Below are 15,926 nucleotides of genomic sequence, written 5' to 3'. Positions count from 1 at the left end.
AATAAGTACACGTTTTTCGTACCCCTGATGTAAGAACCAAGATTCCCAATCGCTTCCTACCTGTACAGCTGGAATCTCAAGTACGCGCCGCATAGCCCTTCAAGAATATCGGTTCGTCAACGAATGCTCTCATACGCCACACCATTTTAACCAAACAAATTCCAACCACATGCAAACATTAGCCAACACAGGTCTAGGAGGCCAGGTTTTTCTTGTCTCTGAACTTAATAATTTTCCCACCGAAGCGTGCACCTTTTCGCTGTGGACCCACGAGCCCACCCGGCTTTTTTACGGTTTTTACGACACCGGTAGTATATACGATGACACGGTGACTTTCCTAGATATCTCCATTCAATCTGGCGGAATAGACCTTAACTTCGCCGGAAACGGTCACTATTTTTCTACCGGCGCCGTTCCGTTGTTTTGGACGGAGGAAGCCCATCACCTTGCCATTACGCTTCAAAGCACGCCGTCGGGCTATGCTATCAGCTGCTATGCCAACGCAGTACTCATCGATACCATCACGCTCGAAATCCTCAATAGCGCCAGCCAACCCCAATCCATGCGATTACTCCCCTCAGGTCCGCTTTACATCGGTAATCAAGCACCGGATTTATCCCAGGATGGCCAATTTGGAAACCTTCAGGAAGCCCGGGGCTGCATGAGTGAACTGCACATATATAGGGAAGCCTTAAGCGCCGAAGCGATCAACATAGACGCACTGGGAGACCTGCCCGAAAACGCTACCCCGTACCTCAATCTCCCGCTCGATGACCTACACTATGACCGCCGCCTTGGACGTTGGCTCGACACCGTACAGCCTTTCTTCCATGCCCAAGAGTACATCCGCACCGACAATAACCCTGTCATTATGTTTACGGGTAACTACTCACGCTTCCCGACCGGAGATCGAACTGTTGCGTTTTGGATTCGGTGCAGAGCGGGAGCCTCTGGTACGCTCATCAGCTATGGCGATCTATCCAACTCCGACCATCCCAATGATGGCGGAACACCCTGGATACTTGAAGATCCCAGCGGACTAAGCCTGAACGGCTACGGATCCGGCTTGCAGGCAGCCACCGGCGATTGGAACCACGTGGCCATTGTCGAAGATTCTGTGGCAAATTCTACCACCTTTTATTTGAATGGACAACCCGGTCCCTACCCTCCAGGTAGGTACATGAATGACGGTGTGATCGCAAGCCAGCCGCTTCTACTTGGCGCAAGGCAAACCTCCGATGCGGATGATTCCGTATTTACAGGCGATCTAATCGACCTTCGTTTTTGGTCCCGACCGCTATCTGCCGAGGAGATCGGTGAATACGCACGGGGCGTGTTACCGGATGCCTCCGATCCGGCATTAACCGATTATCAGCCCCTAGGCACCTTCAAAGTGGAGGAGGAAATATATGGAAACAATCGGGTTTTTCTTCCCATGCTCGAAAACGATGTCAAGTACCCCTTACAATCCACCTTGGCAATGAGGGAAGTGCTGCACGTTGGCCCGGACAAGGGTGGCATGCAAACACGACCGTACACCGATCTATCCGGGTCGGATTTTACGCTGGAGCTCTGGGCACAGGTAAATACCGACGGCTTCCTTCTTCGTGGTCTAGGTACCAACGGAATGGTCAACGTATCCTTGGCGAAAGACGGTGATCGACTGGTCCTTTCCGTGAAGAATGCGGTAGACGACCAATACACCCAATTTGCAATGGATTCCACGGGTACCGAGTTAACAGAATGGCATCATTTGGCGTTCGTTATCTCCACGACAGGAGTAAGCGGCTATTTTGACGGAACAAGCACTTTTTCACCTGCATCGGGCGTTTCTAATGGTTTAGTCCAATTAGGGAACCTGTTGCAGCTGCAGTTTGGTGCCTTCGGTGATGGCACTACGGCCGTAGACGGCAGCTTTGCCGAGATTCGCTTCTGGAACAGGGCCTTGGCGATAGGGGAAATACGACACATGATGTATCATTACCTCACCGGGAACGAAGTGGGACTGGTAGGTCGCTGGGCATTTGAAAATGCCCTCGGAAGAGATACCTCGACTACTAAACAACATGCCTTTCCGGTAAACAAACCTGAATTCACCGAGCTTTCGGATATTGACTTAGAACCAATTGGGTCTCCTTACCTCGTTGCTCAAGTTACGTTGATGGAAGACTATCATTTTGACGATGATCAAATTACACCGCGAAATTCATACCGCATACAAATAATCGCCCACGACGGAAACGACTCCCTACTTCCTGGCCTTGACTTGTCGATTAGTATTCAAGCCGAACCCAATAATCCATTTCAAAATACAAACATCCTAACGGAAGATTCCGGCAAAACAGCCACGAACCCGATAGCTATCAATCAGCCCTACGTGCTGTCTACAAACGCACAGGGAATGATCGCTTTTTCACTGCCAGCGGAAGACCTTCTAGCTCCCGTGCTGCGCATTACAGCCCCTTTCATGCTTCAGGATCATGCACTCCTGGTGTTCCCGGATAGGCAGGCCCATCATGCGCTTGCAGCGGTCACCGAAGACGATTTGTTAAACAAAAAAGTCAAAATGGCTGCAGACCAGGAGCCGAGGGCAATCGTTTCGCCCGAGCACCGTGATTCTGTATCTCATGTGGCAAAGGCCATTCAGAACTTTATGGGAGTTGGAACGGAAAAAACACCTCAGAGCAACACGCCTGTGGTTCGACCTGTGGAACAGCGTCTTCGGGAAATTGTCACACCACCGATGCGCCGCCTCTACGAAAATGCTACCGCTTCTCCCGATTCCTATAATCCGCAAACCGATGTGATTTCGGGATATGCGGTGGACCAAGGACAATCCAGCATCAGCCGCTCCCTTTCTGTCAATGAAATGCCTGATTGGAGTTTTGGAAAGGATGAAAACGGGGCCTTTGTGGTAACGGAAAATCACCGTTCAAATCGGACGCGAAATATGGCCTTAACAGAAAACCTCATCGTAGATGATCCTCTAACCCGCCTGCTGCTGGGACTTACCAATGAACGGCAGCGGTCTGATTCTACCCCTTCCTATTCGGACCTGCTAGCTGCGATAGACGAAACCAACCGTACGCGTAGTTTCTTCGACCTCTTCTCAGCAATCCGGGATGCGGTGAGCTTTGTAGTGCAAACGGTAGAACACGTATATGAAACGATCAAGGAGACGGTACGGGTCGCTGTGGTATTTATCACCGATGCCTTCGATGCGGTAACGGCTTTTGCCATTCATACCGTTGAGCATGCCGTCGAAGCCGTAAAGGGCGTTTTGGCAAAAGTAGAAGCTACGGTAGAAGGCGCAATTAATTTTGTAAAAGCGATTCTTGACTGGCACGATATCCTGGAAACACAACAGTTCAACGAACAGTTATTGAAATCGGCGATGAAAGCCGCACAGGGGAAACTTGGGAGAACCAAGACTGCCACCCTGAATTGGGCAAAGGGGCTAAAGGCCAGCACGCATACGTGGCTGGAGCAGTTAAAATCCGATGCCACGCAACATAAGTCGTCCATGAATGACAATACCGCTCCTACTCAGCGGACCAGTATCAAAGGATCCTACATGCAAAATATGGCAAGCGATCACGCCAAAGATGCAAACATGAGCGACGATACGGATGTAACCACAACTCCCAGTCAAGCACAGGATGCGCTGAATATCATCAATAACAACAACCCGGGCAAATCGGATCAAATTCTCAGCGACATGGCCAACCTGCACCTGTTCTCTGGTACCGAGTTTAGTTTAACCACGATCGTGGACCGGTTGATAGATCTATTGGAAGTTATCTCAGATAATCTTTTTGATATGCTGATTGCAGGTATCGACTGGTTTTTTACACAGCTGGAACAATTGCTTATTGAGCTCGATAAGCTCCTTGCAACACGGATTGATATCCCCTTTGTGACCAGGCTGTACGAACATTACATCATGCAAGACTCCGGAGCCACGCTTACCCTTTACAGCTTTGGTGCATTGGTAGGTGCTATCCCGGCCACCATTTTGTATAAACTCGCTACGGGATCCGATCATGGGCCCTTTCACGGTGAAGACCTAAACCGGTACCGGAGTCTATTTTCCTCGGTAGTAACAGTAATACCTGTAAACCAAGACGAGCGTACCCAAGCCCAGATCGCTCAGGAGAAAGCGTCATTGGGCTTGGGCGGATGCTTTCTAGGATTCGTTGCCATTACGGGTGTGTTTAATACTTACCTAAACAGCATGCCCGCCACATCTGCTAAGCTAAAACGAATCGGGCTCAGTTTTAACACCTTATTTCAGCTTTCGCAGTTTCCGATAGGTTCTTCGTTTAATCTGGAGACCAACCCGAACGACGCACCTGCTGCTGTCGAAGAAACAATCTGGGCCGTACAGTTTTTTCCACTGGTTTTAGAAGCCATAACGGCCTCTGATAAGCTAGCCACTAGCAAAGATTTCTTTGATAAATTTTCAATGGTGTCGACTACCCTATTCGGAGGCCTTCACGTTGCCCTCTTTATCACTGTCTTCGCGCTAGAGGTCAGTCAGCCGGAAACAGACAAAGAAGATAGCACCCTTAAATTTGTCGCAAACCTTTCCTCCTGTGTACCGGAGTTGACGGCATGGGTGGCTCAACCTGTTGCAAAAGCGTTGATTAGTGGCGTTTCAGCGACTGCATGGGGATTGATTAGTTCGGTTAGGTACGTAGGTGAAATAAACCGGTACAATCAAACAAGTACCCACCATGTCTTTTCACCGAGATGATTAGACTTTCTTTCTATCCAAAAAGATCTGAACTCAGGTACCGGTCTCCCCGGTCACAGGTGATGCATACAATCACGCCTTCTTCCAATTCCGCTGCCACCGTTAATGCAGCAAACAAGGCGCCCCCACTGCTCATGCCAGCCAGGATGCCTTCCTCCTTGGCCATGCGCCGAGTCATTGCCGTGGCTTGTTCTTGGCTTACGTCCACAACTCGGTCTACCCGGTCTGCCTCAAATATCTTGGGTAAAAACTCCGGAGACCAGCGTCGTATGCCGGGAATGCTGGACCCATCCGTAGGCTGGGTTCCCACAATCTGAATGTTAGGGTTCTTTTCCTTCAGGTAACGGGACACCCCCATAATGGTCCCGGTGGTACCCATGGCAGATACAAAGTGCGTGACTTTACCCTCGGTATCTCTGTAGATTTCTGGTCCTGTGGTTTGGTAATGTGCCCAAAAATTATCCGGGTTGGCAAACTGATTGAGCATGTGGTACCCTTCCTTTGCAGCCATCTCCTCTGCCAGGGTTCGTGAATATTCGATCGTTTTTTCGGCAGGGGTAAGAATCACCTTGGCCCCATACGCCTCCATGGAGAGCACCCGCTCTTTGGTAGAATTGTCCGGCATAATCAGGGTCATCTCTACGCCTAACAAGTTGGCCACCATCGCAAGGGCAATGCCCGTATTGCCACTGGTTGCTTCAACCAACCTAGACCCCTTATGGATCTCTCCTCGCTCCATCGCTCTTCGAATCATATGGTAAGCGGCACGGTCCTTGACAGACCCTCCAGGGTTTTGACCTTCCAACTTACAAAAAATCTTAACACCCGGATTAACGGGGATATTTTCAAGGGCAATCAGCGGTGTATTGCCTATCAGCTCAACTAATTTCATGCAGTAACTTGTTTGGCCATACGGAATTGCCACTTCAATCGTCCTTCTTGAGTACGTAGAGATCGGTCAGATTGGATGAGGCATCGTAGAGTTTGGTCTGGTAATATATCTTACTTTTCGGAGGAATGCTCTTCGTCAACCATACGTTACCTCCCACAATGCTACCCTTGCCTATCACGGTATCCCCGCCCAAAATAGTGGCTCCAGCATAGATAATCACCTCGTCTTCAATGGTAGGATGGCGTTTTTTGTCGGCATCCTCCTTGTTTACACTAAGCGCTCCTAAGGTAACGCCCTGATAGATCTTTACATGGTCTCCTACTACGGTTGTTTCACCGATGACGATCCCCGTCCCGTGATCTATGCAAAAATGTCTTCCGATCGTTGCCCCGGGATGAATTTCAACCCCTGTTCGGCTGTGTGCGTATTCCGTAATCATCCGGGGGATTAGAAAAATCCCCAGTTTATGTAGCAAATGTGCGACACGGTAGGCTGCCACTGCATAGAATCCAGGATAGCATCGGATGATTTCCGTTTTAGACTTCGCCGCCGGATCACCGGAAAAGATCGCTTCCAGGTCTTCCAGCAAAAGATCGTATACCTGCTCCAAGGAATCAAAAAAACGAACAGCAAGCTCCTCTCCGTCTCCAGCATGAAGCTGATTGTTCCTCGCAAGGATACGTTTTAACTGCACCTGAAGATCAAAGTACTTCATTTCCAAATTTCCACGCTCCCTCAACACCTCATTGGCATGCTCTGGAAAGAGTAACCCAAGGATGTCTTCAAAAAAACGGTTGATCACCTTGGGCGATGGACATCCCGGACAATCGTTGTGTGACTGGTGCAGGCGATCAATAAACGATTTCATACATAAGGGGGGATAGAAAGAATAGCTTTAGAATACAAAACCCACTCTTATGACATATGGTTCACGGTAGGGTGATCTTAAGTTATCATGGGTCAGGTTATAAAGCAACATAAAATTCATCCCTCCTCTATTGCCAAACGGTGAAAAATATCCGGCCCCTACCAGAAATCCAGGAACCCAATCTCTTGTTAGCACGATATCATTGGAATTGGGCAGCTGATTGGCTACCTCCAGATTCAAAGTCTCATACTCTGCGTGCGCAAATATCCGTGGCAAGACGTTGTACCGATTAAAGATCCTTCCTCCATAAATGTTGGAATTGTAGTTAAAAAAGCGGTCATTGAAATACTGATAGGTGGCTCCCACTCCCGCGGAGTACTTCTCCGTGATCATGACCCCCGCCAAGGGTGAAACATCTATGAAGGTAATCGTCCCAAACTGAAGACTCAGGTTACCCCCAAAGTACATCCTCTCAGACAATGGGGGATTGTCCTCCGGATAGATTTCACGCTGGGCAAACACCTGTGAAAAGGACAGGATAGTAAGGCTAATGACCAATAGCAACAGTCTGCCACCAGTCAATCTATTCTTCGATAATAACATATAAGTCTTCCGATTTTCGTTTCATCAAATACCTTTCACGGGCAAACTTCTCCAAAAGTTCGTAATTGCTCATCAATTCTTCCCGATCCTTTTGCACCTTCTCCTTTCTCTCCAAGTAAAACTCCTTTTGCCGCTCCAAATCGCGAAGCTTTGCACGGAGCTTGATATGGCTTACGATATCGTTGGTATCTATTAAGACCATCCAAGCCACAAATAAAACGGTAAAAATGAAGTAGAAGTTTTTGGTGTATTTCAGGTATTTGCCCATCGCCTTCTTATATGTTTACACAAATATAGTCAATGAAGGTATTCCAACAGTTAATAGAGGAGAATAAAATCATCAAACCCAAGACACCTCCGGCGAAGCCACCGATGTGAATTTACCATTAATCCTCCAATGAAAAGTCCATAGGGAGTGAATCTGCCATTTTTTGCCATGCCCAATATCCGTATAAATGAAGGTTTAACGGATTCGATTCCTGACCTGATGGGTAAATGGTGAGGGGAGCTATCAAGTGAATGCTGGAAACCGGATTTTCATAAACCGGCCGGTAGCCACTATGAAAGCCCTTCACATATTCTTTTGGGAGTTTGGCATGTTTAAAGGTTATTTGAAGATAGTTTTCAAAATCCAATTCAATGACCCCCTCCACGTTACGGCTGTAGGTATTGGAAGCCAACAGGTCCTCTTCCACTTTCTCGATTGTTTTAGGTAGCTTCTCCTTCTCAATCAATGCATTAAGGGAATCTTTAAACAAACTATACGGAAGTTCCTGTATTTCCTGCATGCGTTTTTTCGCCTCTTCTATGGTCTGATCATCAGGCCTGTCCGGATTTGGAATCAATTCCATACGTCTCACTTCAAACCCTTCCTCACTAACTATACCGTCCCTGAGAGCTCTTTTAAAATGCATCCAAGAACCTAAATACGCTCTCTTCCTTGCCTTTGCCCATCTATTGAGTTTGTGCCTTTTACCTCCATCGAATTCCATATAACTGGGATATCCCATATAGCGGAAAATTCCCTCGTCAATATCGTATTGAAAGGATGATAACAAGTACCTGATATGTAGACCTAATCCGTGATTTTCAATTTCCAAAAAATCCACACTTCTGACTTTTAGCGAACTTTCTTGCCTGTCTATGACCAGCACTTCCGGGTTAAGAATTTTGCTTCGGATCCCATTCTCGCTGCTCCCAAGGAAAAAAAATTGAAATGTTTTCAAGTTCTCATACCACTCTCTGCTTCTTTCCGCCTTTATTTCCAATTCTTTCAATTCAACAACAAGCGGAGCAAGCTCAAACAAGTATGTCGGAGGGTTGGAGGTAAAATCAGCTTGGTAAACCAGTCTGTCATACCCCATCATGGAAACAATAATTTCGTAGACACCTTTATTCACCTTCAATTCAAACTGACCATTTTGATCCGCTACGGATCCTTGCATGGAATTGTTGATGAACACGGAGGCAAAAGGAAGGGGCTCATTGGTCGTGCCATCAACTATACGCCCTGTAATGGATACCTGCTGGGCCATTCCGAAGTTGCTGCCAATCGATAGAAAAAAAGCGAACGATACCGCTACTAGCTGTTTGAACATAGCCTGATTGAAAAAAGGAATCTAGTACATCCTTTTCTATATTACGGAAGGTTAAATTGTAGGTTGTAGTTTGTCCGTTAAACTGTTAGTTCCTTCCTTCCTTTTTGAAATGCAACTTTGGCATACATGTAGGGTCAATCTTATAGCCATTTATAGGGAATAATTGGTGCTTTTGTAGAACCAAGTACAAGAGTATCCTAACGCAAAGCTGCCACGATCAATACCGGGTTATCGTCGTCTGCCCACCCCTCTAGCTGTTCCCGCAGCCCTGGAGCCAATTCCATTTGCCCCACACCCGACTTCAGCGTCTTCATCTCCACCAAAAAAACCAACTCCCGATCCGAACGAAATCCTACCGGTTGGTATAATACATGGGACCCGTGCTGATGAAAAACCTGTTTCTTTACGGAATTAGTAGATTTATCCAGCAAGATCTGATGGTTTTCGACCCCTTCCATAGATTGAACATAGATTTCAAACAGACTGTACGATTCACTGTCGTGCATTCGATAGACGTCGGCAAATCCACGTTCATTCAGCTTCATAAAGGCCTCCATCAAATCTTCCTCCCAAAATTCAGAGGGTATCGCCATGCGTCCAAAATCAAAGGTTACATAGGGTGCTATGGTGTCCCCTACAACTTCATAAATCACCGGATCAAATGAATCGTGGAAAAACAATTTATTCGGAAAGGGATAAAGATTTATGCCTGTGATCGGCATCATTTCGTTGGAATAATCGTTCTCCAAAAACCGGCTGACTATACCCCCCTCCTCATCCAACAAATAAAGTCGATGGTCCGAGACCGGTAAATTATGCCCGGCATACACCGCTAAGCGCCCGGATGGACTCCATTCCGCAGAAAAGCCCAAAACGCCCAATGTGGTGGATTCCGGTGTGTCCTTTGGCATTGGAAACCGGATAAGTTCGGTATCCATACCCTGTCCGGTTAGAATTTCCAGATCGCTTGTAGGGCGCAATAAATGGGATATTCGGGCCACTTTATCTGGGCCTTCCCCAACCTCCAATACCTTTCCCGCATAGGACCCATCTTCCAAAAAATGATGCACATCTCCCCTACGCTGACTCTCCCAAATTAAGAATCCGTCATTCCAAAACCGAACATCCGATTGGGCACTGAGTAAATTGTCTGGCGTAGTTTCCAAAGGAATTAGCTCCTTTATTTCCAAAGGAAGTCTTTCCTCTTTCACCTTAAATAACTCAATATGCGAGCGGTCCGCAGTTTTAGGTGAGGATTCACAGGAAGTACACACTGCAATCAGGATAGATAAATATAAAGAAAAGCGAATAACGCGCATACATTTTGGGTTAGTTGAAATCGAGCATGACGTAGCCGTCAAACACTGGGATGACTGTAAACCATGCGAGATTCCATGTGACCGTTAAAGAACAAATTACAAGCACATGAAATCGATTGTTTAATTTGCCTAATTTTTTAATAATTTAAAAAAAAGGCATAAAAAAAGCTCCGAAAAACTCGGAGCTTTTTACGATCGAAATACATTCTTTAATTTTAGAACTTAAGACCGGGGAAATAAGCGGCATCGCCAAGCTGCTCCTCAATTCTCAAAAGCTGATTGTACTTGGCCATACGGTCAGATCGGGAAGCAGATCCGGTTTTAATCTGTCCGGTGTTGAGCGCCACAGCCAGGTCTGCGATGGTAGCGTCTTCTGTTTCACCGGAACGGTGAGACATCACTGACTTATATTTATTCCGGTGACACAGATCCACGGCATTGATCGTCTCTGTCAGTGAACCTATCTGATTCACTTTCACCAGTAGTGCATTTGCGATTTGCTGATCAATCCCGGTTTGCAATCTCTCTACATTCGTTACGAACAAATCGTCACCTACAATCTGAATCTTGTCTCCTACTGCCTCAGTCATCAGTTTCCAACCGTTCCAGTCGTCTTCGTGCATGCCGTCTTCGATGGAGATAATGGGGTATTTGTTCACCCAGTCTTTCCAATAATCAGACATCTGCTGCGAAGTCAATTCATCGCCGGTAGATTTCTTAAATACGTATAGGCCTCTTTCTTCATCGTAAAACTCGGAAGAAGCGGCGTCCATCGCGATGAATACATCTTCACCTGGACGGAACCCTGCCTTCTCTATGGCCTGAAGCACCACTTCAACTGCCTCTACATTAGAACGCAGGTTAGGTGCAAAGCCTCCTTCATCCCCTACATTTGTAGAAAGTCCTTTGGCTTTCAAGACAGACTTAAGGTGATGAAAAATCTGAGTTCCCATTCTCAATGACTCTGAAAAACTCTTTGCCCCTGCTGGCATCACCATAAACTCTTGGAAGTCGATGGCATTATCTGCATGGGAACCACCGTTCAGGATGTTCATCATGGGAACCGGAAGCGTATTGGCGTTAACACCGCCAATATACCTGAATAGAGGCTGACCCGATTCCATGGCTGCGGCCTTAGCTACTGCCAACGAAACCCCCAAGATCGCGTTTGCACCTAGCTTGGACTTGTTCTTAGTCCCGTCCAAGCTGATCATCAGGTGGTCGATATGGTTTTGCTCGAATACATCGAAGCCTACCAATTCGGAAGCAATCACATCGTTTACATTGGCAACGGCTTTCAAAACACCCTTACCCATGTAAACACTTTTGTCTTCATCTCTCAATTCGACAGCTTCGTGTACTCCGGTAGAAGCTCCGCTTGGAACAGCTGCACGGCCAAAAGCTCCTGAATCGGTAAACACATCTACTTCTATTGTAGGATTACCCCTAGAATCTAAAATTTGTCTCGCGTGAATAGTTTGAATCAATGACATAGTATAAAAGGTTTGTTTTTTACTGGTTAGTTAATGCAATGAACTCGTCAAACAGGTACCTGGAGTCGTGTGGACCCGGACTGGACTCCGGATGGTATTGCACAGAAAATGCCGGCTTGCCCTTTAGGCGTATCCCGGCAACGGTGCCATCGTTGAGGTGTATGTGGGTAATTTCCAGATCCGGGTTCTTTTCGATATCTTCCTTAGAAACCACAAAACCGTGATTCTGAGAGGTGATCTCACTGTTGCCGGTAAGCAGGTTTTTGATGGGATGATTCAGTCCACGGTGTCCGTGGTGCATTTTATAGGTAGACACCCCGCAGGCTCTGGCTAAAATCTGATGACCTAGGCAGATTCCAAAAAGAGGCTTACCAGATGCCAAAATATCTTGGGCGGTATGCACTGCGTAATCCATCACGGCCGGGTCACCGGGACCGTTAGATAGAAAATAGGCATCAGGACCCCAAGCTTCCATTTCCTGAATAGTGGCTTTGGCCGGAAACACCTTGCAGTAAACCCCTCGCTCAGCTAGGCAACGAAGGATGTTTCGCTTGATCCCATAGTCGACGCAGGCTACCTTTACAGAAGCGTTTTCATCGCCAAAGAAAAAAGGTTCTTTTGTAGAAACCTGTGATGACAGCTCCAGGCCATTCATGTCGGGTACTTTTTCCAATTCCGCCTTTAGCTCCTCGATATCGGATATTTCAGAGCTTATGATGGCATTCATCGCTCCTTTGGAGCGTATGTGACGCACTAGGAGCCTGGTATCTATGTCTGCAATGCCGGTGACGCCATGGGCCTCAAGATATTCCTGTAGCGATTGCTTGGCATCCAATCGGCTGAATACGTTCGAAAAATCATTCACTACGATACCGGCAATCAGCGGCCTGTCCGATTCGGCCTCTTCATCTACCACCCCATAGTTTCCAATGTGGGGAGTGGTGTTTACAATGATTTGGCCTGTATAAGAGGGATCTGTATAAATCTCTTGGTAGCCGGTCATTCCGGTGTTGAAACAAATCTCTCCTCCACTAGTCCCTTCCTTTCCAACGAGTGTACCGTGAAAGACCATTCCGTCTGCCAATAGAAGTGTTGCTTTTTTTCTTGTCATGATGAAATTTGAATGGGCAAATTTAAGGATTTTATCAGTAAGTGATAGAATAAATGGTGAAAGGATACAAAAAAGGGATTGAACCTAAGCCCAATCCCTCTTTCGAAAATGCATGTAGTCATACATACTCAAACTTATTCCGCTTTTTTCTCCTCAGTGGAATCAGCATCGGATTCAGGAGCTTGGTCTTCAGTAGCCTCGTTAGCCGGAGCGGCCTCTTCCACTACGGGAGCTGCTACATTGGCCTCTGATTCACTCTTACCCGCACCTCTTCTGCTTCTTCTTCTAGAAGATTTCTTCGCAGGCTTAGCATCCTGTAGCATCAATTCGTTGAAGTCTACCAGTTCAATGATACACATCTCGGCGTTATCACCTAGACGTAATCCTGTTTTGATGATTCGGGTATATCCTCCTGGTCGGTTTCCGACCTTTTCGACTACCGTGCCAAAAAGTTCTTTTATGGCATCTTTGTTTTGTAGGTAGGAGAAAACTACCCTTCTATTGTGGGTGGTATCTTCTTTTGCCCTGGTGATGAATGGCTCTACGTATTTTCTAAGTTCCTTGGCTTTGGCCAGCGTAGTGGATATGCGCTTATGCAGGAACAGCGAACTAGCCATGTTAGAAAGCATCGCCTTTCGGTGCGGTGCCGTCCTTCCAAGGTGGTTAAATTTCTTGCCGTGTCTCATTTTATTTTATTCTTCATCAAGTTTATACTTAGACAAATCCATTCCAAAGGTAAGGCCCTTTTCCTGGATCAACTGCTCCAATTCCGCCAACGATTTCTTACCAAAGTTTCGGAATTTCATCATGTCTGAAATCTCCAGTCTAGCCAAATCACCTAATGTTTTCACATCGGCCGCTTTTAGGCAGTTGTAAGCTCTGACAGAAAGATCCAAATCGCTCAAAGAGGTCTTCAACAACTTCCTCATGTGCAGGTATTCTTCATCAATAGGCTCGATGGCTCCACTTCCTGGGGCATCGATTACCATGGTTTGATCAGAGAACAACATGAAATGCTGAATCAGAATCTTAGCAGATTCCTGAAGGGCCTTCTCCGGATGGATGGACCCGTCCGTGCTAACTTCCATCACCAATTGCTCGTAGTCGGTCTTCTGCTCCACCCGGGTGTTTTCCACACGGTATTTTACATTTTTGATGGGAGTGAAGATCGCGTCGATTGGGATGACGCCATACACCTGCTCTTTTGGCTTGGATTCCTCTGCTGGCAAGTATCCTCTTCCTTTTTCAACCGTAAGTTCGATTTCCAAGCTTTTAGAATCATCCAAATGACAGATAATCAGATCCGGATTCAAAACTTCAAAGGAAGAAGTATACTTGGCGATATCTCCGGCAGTAAAGACATCTTTGCCTTTTACTTCCACGGTGATCTTGCCGTCTATGGATTCATGCAGCTTTTTAAATCTTACTTGCTTCAGATTTAGGATAATATCAGTAACATCTTCCACTACTCCCTCGATGCTGGAAAACTCATGGACTACACCGGGTAGCTTTACCGCAGTGATCGCATAGCCCTCCAAGGAAGAGAGAAGGATTCTCCTTAATGCATTACCAATAGTAACCCCGTAACCTTTTTCCAATGGCTTGAACGTAAACAGACCGTGAAAATCATCTGCTTTTTCCATCACCACTTTCTCCGGCATTTGAAATGCTAATATGGACATATCGATAGTTCTTTTAAGGTCGGGAATTAATTTTTATTTAGAGTAAAGTTCAACGATCAGTTGCTCTTTGATATTTTCAGGTATGTCGTCCCTTACAGGGATGCTGACAAACTTACCACTCAAAGAAGACGCCTCCCACTCTAACCAAGGGAACCTGTTCGCAGGTCTTCCTGTCAAACTACTCGTAATTGCCTCCAAAGACTTGGAACGCTCTCTTACGCCAACCACATCGCCAGGCTTCAAGGTGTACGAAGGGATGTTTACCAACTCTCCATTAACCAAGATATGCTTGTGCGAAACGAGCTGACGGGCCGCTCTACGGGTGGGCGCAATGCCCAGACGGTACACGGTATTGTCCAACCTAGACTCCAATAGTTGAAGTAGGTTTTCACCGGTAACGCCCTTTTTTCGAGAGGCAATGTCAAACATCTTTGCAAACTGACGTTCCAAGATACCGTAGATGTATTTTGCCTTTTGTTTTTCCATCAACTGAATCGCGTATTCAGACTGCTTTTTCCTTCTTCCCCTGCCATGCTGACCAGGAGGATAGTTTTTCTTTTGAAGTACTTTACTTTGCCCTTCGATAGGTTCACCGAACTTTCGGGCAATTTTCGCTTTTGGACCTCTATATCTAGCCATGCTATCTCTTCTTTAAAATTATACTCTTCTACGTTTTGGAGGGCGACAACCGTTGTGCGGCAGCGGAGTCACGTCAGTAATTGTCGTAACGTCGAGTCCTACATTTTGTAAAGTTCTAATAGCTGACTCTCTTCCCGCACCAGGACCTTTTACAAACACTTCGATTTTCCTCAATCCAAGGTCATAAGCTACCTGACCACAGTTTTGGGCAGCCATTTGCGCAGCGTAGGGAGTGTTCTTCTTAGAACCCCTAAATCCCATCTTACCCGCAGAAGCCCAAGAGATAACCTGACCTGAATTATTGGTAATGGATATGATGATGTTGTTAAAAGAAGCTTTGATATGGGCTTGTCCCACAGCTTCTACCTTGACAACTCGCTTTTTAGCTTTCGCTTTTTCGTTTCTTTTCTGAGCCATGATCTAAATCAAGATTTATTTAGTTGCTTTTTTCTTGTTGGCAACAGTCTTTCTCTTACCTTTTCTGGTTCTGGCGTTATTCTTGGTTTTCTGGCCTCTCACTGGCAAACCTTTCCGGTGTCTCAAACCTCGGTAACATCCAATATCCATCAATCTTTTGATGCTGAGCTGTACTTCAGACTTTAATACACCTTCTGTCTTGTACTCCTCCGCAATGATGTTCCTGATAGCGGTAGACTCGTCGTCGTCCCACTCACCTGCTTTTTTATCTAATGAGATACCTGCCTTGCTAAGGATCGCCTTAGCAGAGCTCCTGCCTATACCGAAAATATAGGTAAGGCCGATTTCTCCCCGCTTGTTGTCTGGAATGTCAACACCTGCAATTCTAGCCATAGTAATTAACCTTGTCTTTGTTTAAACTTGGGATTCTTTTTATTGATCACATAAAGTTTTCCTTTTCTACGGATCACTTTGCAATCAGCACTTCTCTTCTTAATAGATGCCTTTACTTTCATGATTGTATCAAATTTTTGGAAGTGGCTCCCGCC

At 46.3% G+C, this 15,926-nt stretch carries 15 protein-coding genes; 1 reads left to right on the top strand and 14 read right to left on the bottom strand.

The window, feature by feature from the left end; genetic code table 11:
- The first annotated feature begins 169 nt into the window (after window positions 1-169).
- The gene (locus JJU34_RS21570) at window positions 170-4,756 is read left to right on the top strand and encodes a LamG domain-containing protein (RefSeq protein ID WP_228694491.1); all 4,587 of its coding nucleotides are present in this window, start codon (window positions 170-172) and stop codon (window positions 4,754-4,756) included.
- A 13-nt stretch (window positions 4,757-4,769) separates the two neighbouring features.
- Here JJU34_RS21570 and cysM read toward each other — a convergent pair whose 3' ends face one another.
- From cysM to ykgO, 14 genes are all read right to left on the bottom strand, one after another.
- Window positions 4,770-5,648 carry a cysteine synthase CysM gene (gene cysM, locus JJU34_RS21565; protein ID WP_228694490.1) on the bottom strand — a complete coding sequence of 293 codons (879 nt, stop codon included), beginning with the start codon at window positions 5,646-5,648 and terminating at the stop codon, window positions 4,770-4,772.
- A gap of 34 nt (window positions 5,649-5,682) precedes the next feature.
- Window positions 5,683-6,516 (bottom strand): serine O-acetyltransferase EpsC, encoded by an 834-nt coding sequence (gene epsC, locus JJU34_RS21560; RefSeq protein ID WP_228694489.1) that lies wholly within the window; start codon window positions 6,514-6,516, stop codon window positions 5,683-5,685.
- Window positions 6,517-6,543: 27 nt separating this feature from the next.
- Entirely contained in the window at window positions 6,544-7,119 is a 576-nt protein-coding gene (locus JJU34_RS21555) for a hypothetical protein (protein ID WP_228694488.1), read from the bottom strand.
- On the bottom strand, window positions 7,100-7,387 hold the full coding sequence (locus JJU34_RS21550) for a septum formation initiator family protein (protein ID WP_228694487.1): 288 nt from the start codon (window positions 7,385-7,387) through the stop codon (window positions 7,100-7,102). The genes JJU34_RS21555 and JJU34_RS21550 overlap by 20 nt, the downstream gene beginning before the upstream one ends.
- A 118-nt stretch (window positions 7,388-7,505) precedes the next feature.
- Window positions 7,506-8,717 carry a carboxypeptidase-like regulatory domain-containing protein gene (locus JJU34_RS21545; protein WP_228694486.1) on the bottom strand — a complete coding sequence of 404 codons (1,212 nt, stop codon included), beginning with the start codon at window positions 8,715-8,717 and terminating at the stop codon, window positions 7,506-7,508.
- A gap of 197 nt (window positions 8,718-8,914) precedes the next feature.
- Window positions 8,915-10,036 carry a 6-bladed beta-propeller gene (locus JJU34_RS21540; protein ID WP_228694485.1) on the bottom strand — a complete coding sequence of 374 codons (1,122 nt, stop codon included), beginning with the start codon at window positions 10,034-10,036 and terminating at the stop codon, window positions 8,915-8,917.
- A 215-nt stretch (window positions 10,037-10,251) separates the two neighbouring features.
- Entirely contained in the window at window positions 10,252-11,529 is a 1,278-nt protein-coding gene (eno, locus tag JJU34_RS21535; RefSeq protein ID WP_228694484.1) for a phosphopyruvate hydratase, read from the bottom strand.
- A 19-nt stretch (window positions 11,530-11,548) separates the two neighbouring features.
- Window positions 11,549-12,640 (bottom strand): glutamine-hydrolyzing carbamoyl-phosphate synthase small subunit, encoded by a 1,092-nt coding sequence (gene carA, locus JJU34_RS21530; protein WP_228694483.1) that lies wholly within the window; start codon window positions 12,638-12,640, stop codon window positions 11,549-11,551.
- A 134-nt stretch (window positions 12,641-12,774) separates the two neighbouring features.
- Window positions 12,775-13,326, bottom strand: coding sequence for a 50S ribosomal protein L17 (gene rplQ, locus JJU34_RS21525; RefSeq protein WP_228694482.1), 552 nt, complete (start codon window positions 13,324-13,326; stop codon window positions 12,775-12,777).
- A 6-nt stretch (window positions 13,327-13,332) separates the two neighbouring features.
- On the bottom strand, window positions 13,333-14,322 hold the full coding sequence (locus JJU34_RS21520) for a DNA-directed RNA polymerase subunit alpha (RefSeq protein ID WP_228694481.1): 990 nt from the start codon (window positions 14,320-14,322) through the stop codon (window positions 13,333-13,335).
- Between the two features lie 33 nt (window positions 14,323-14,355).
- Window positions 14,356-14,961, bottom strand: coding sequence for a 30S ribosomal protein S4 (gene rpsD / locus JJU34_RS21515; RefSeq protein ID WP_228694480.1), 606 nt, complete (start codon window positions 14,959-14,961; stop codon window positions 14,356-14,358).
- 18 nt (window positions 14,962-14,979) lie between these two features.
- Window positions 14,980-15,378, bottom strand: coding sequence for a 30S ribosomal protein S11 (gene rpsK / locus JJU34_RS21510; RefSeq protein ID WP_209329878.1), 399 nt, complete (start codon window positions 15,376-15,378; stop codon window positions 14,980-14,982).
- Between the two features lie 15 nt (window positions 15,379-15,393).
- Entirely contained in the window at window positions 15,394-15,771 is a 378-nt protein-coding gene (rpsM, locus tag JJU34_RS21505) for a 30S ribosomal protein S13 (protein ID WP_228694479.1), read from the bottom strand.
- 5 nt (window positions 15,772-15,776) lie between these two features.
- The gene (gene ykgO, locus JJU34_RS21500; protein ID WP_009053196.1) at window positions 15,777-15,893 is read right to left on the bottom strand and encodes a type B 50S ribosomal protein L36; all 117 of its coding nucleotides are present in this window, start codon (window positions 15,891-15,893) and stop codon (window positions 15,777-15,779) included.
- Between the last annotated feature and the right edge of the window lie 33 nt (window positions 15,894-15,926).

Source organism: Lunatimonas sp., from assembly GCF_020832325.1.
Lineage (GTDB): Bacteria > Bacteroidota > Bacteroidia > Cytophagales > Cyclobacteriaceae > Lunatimonas.
The sequence above is the reverse complement of the archived record's forward strand: the minus strand, read 5'-3'. Positions and strand labels throughout refer to the sequence as shown.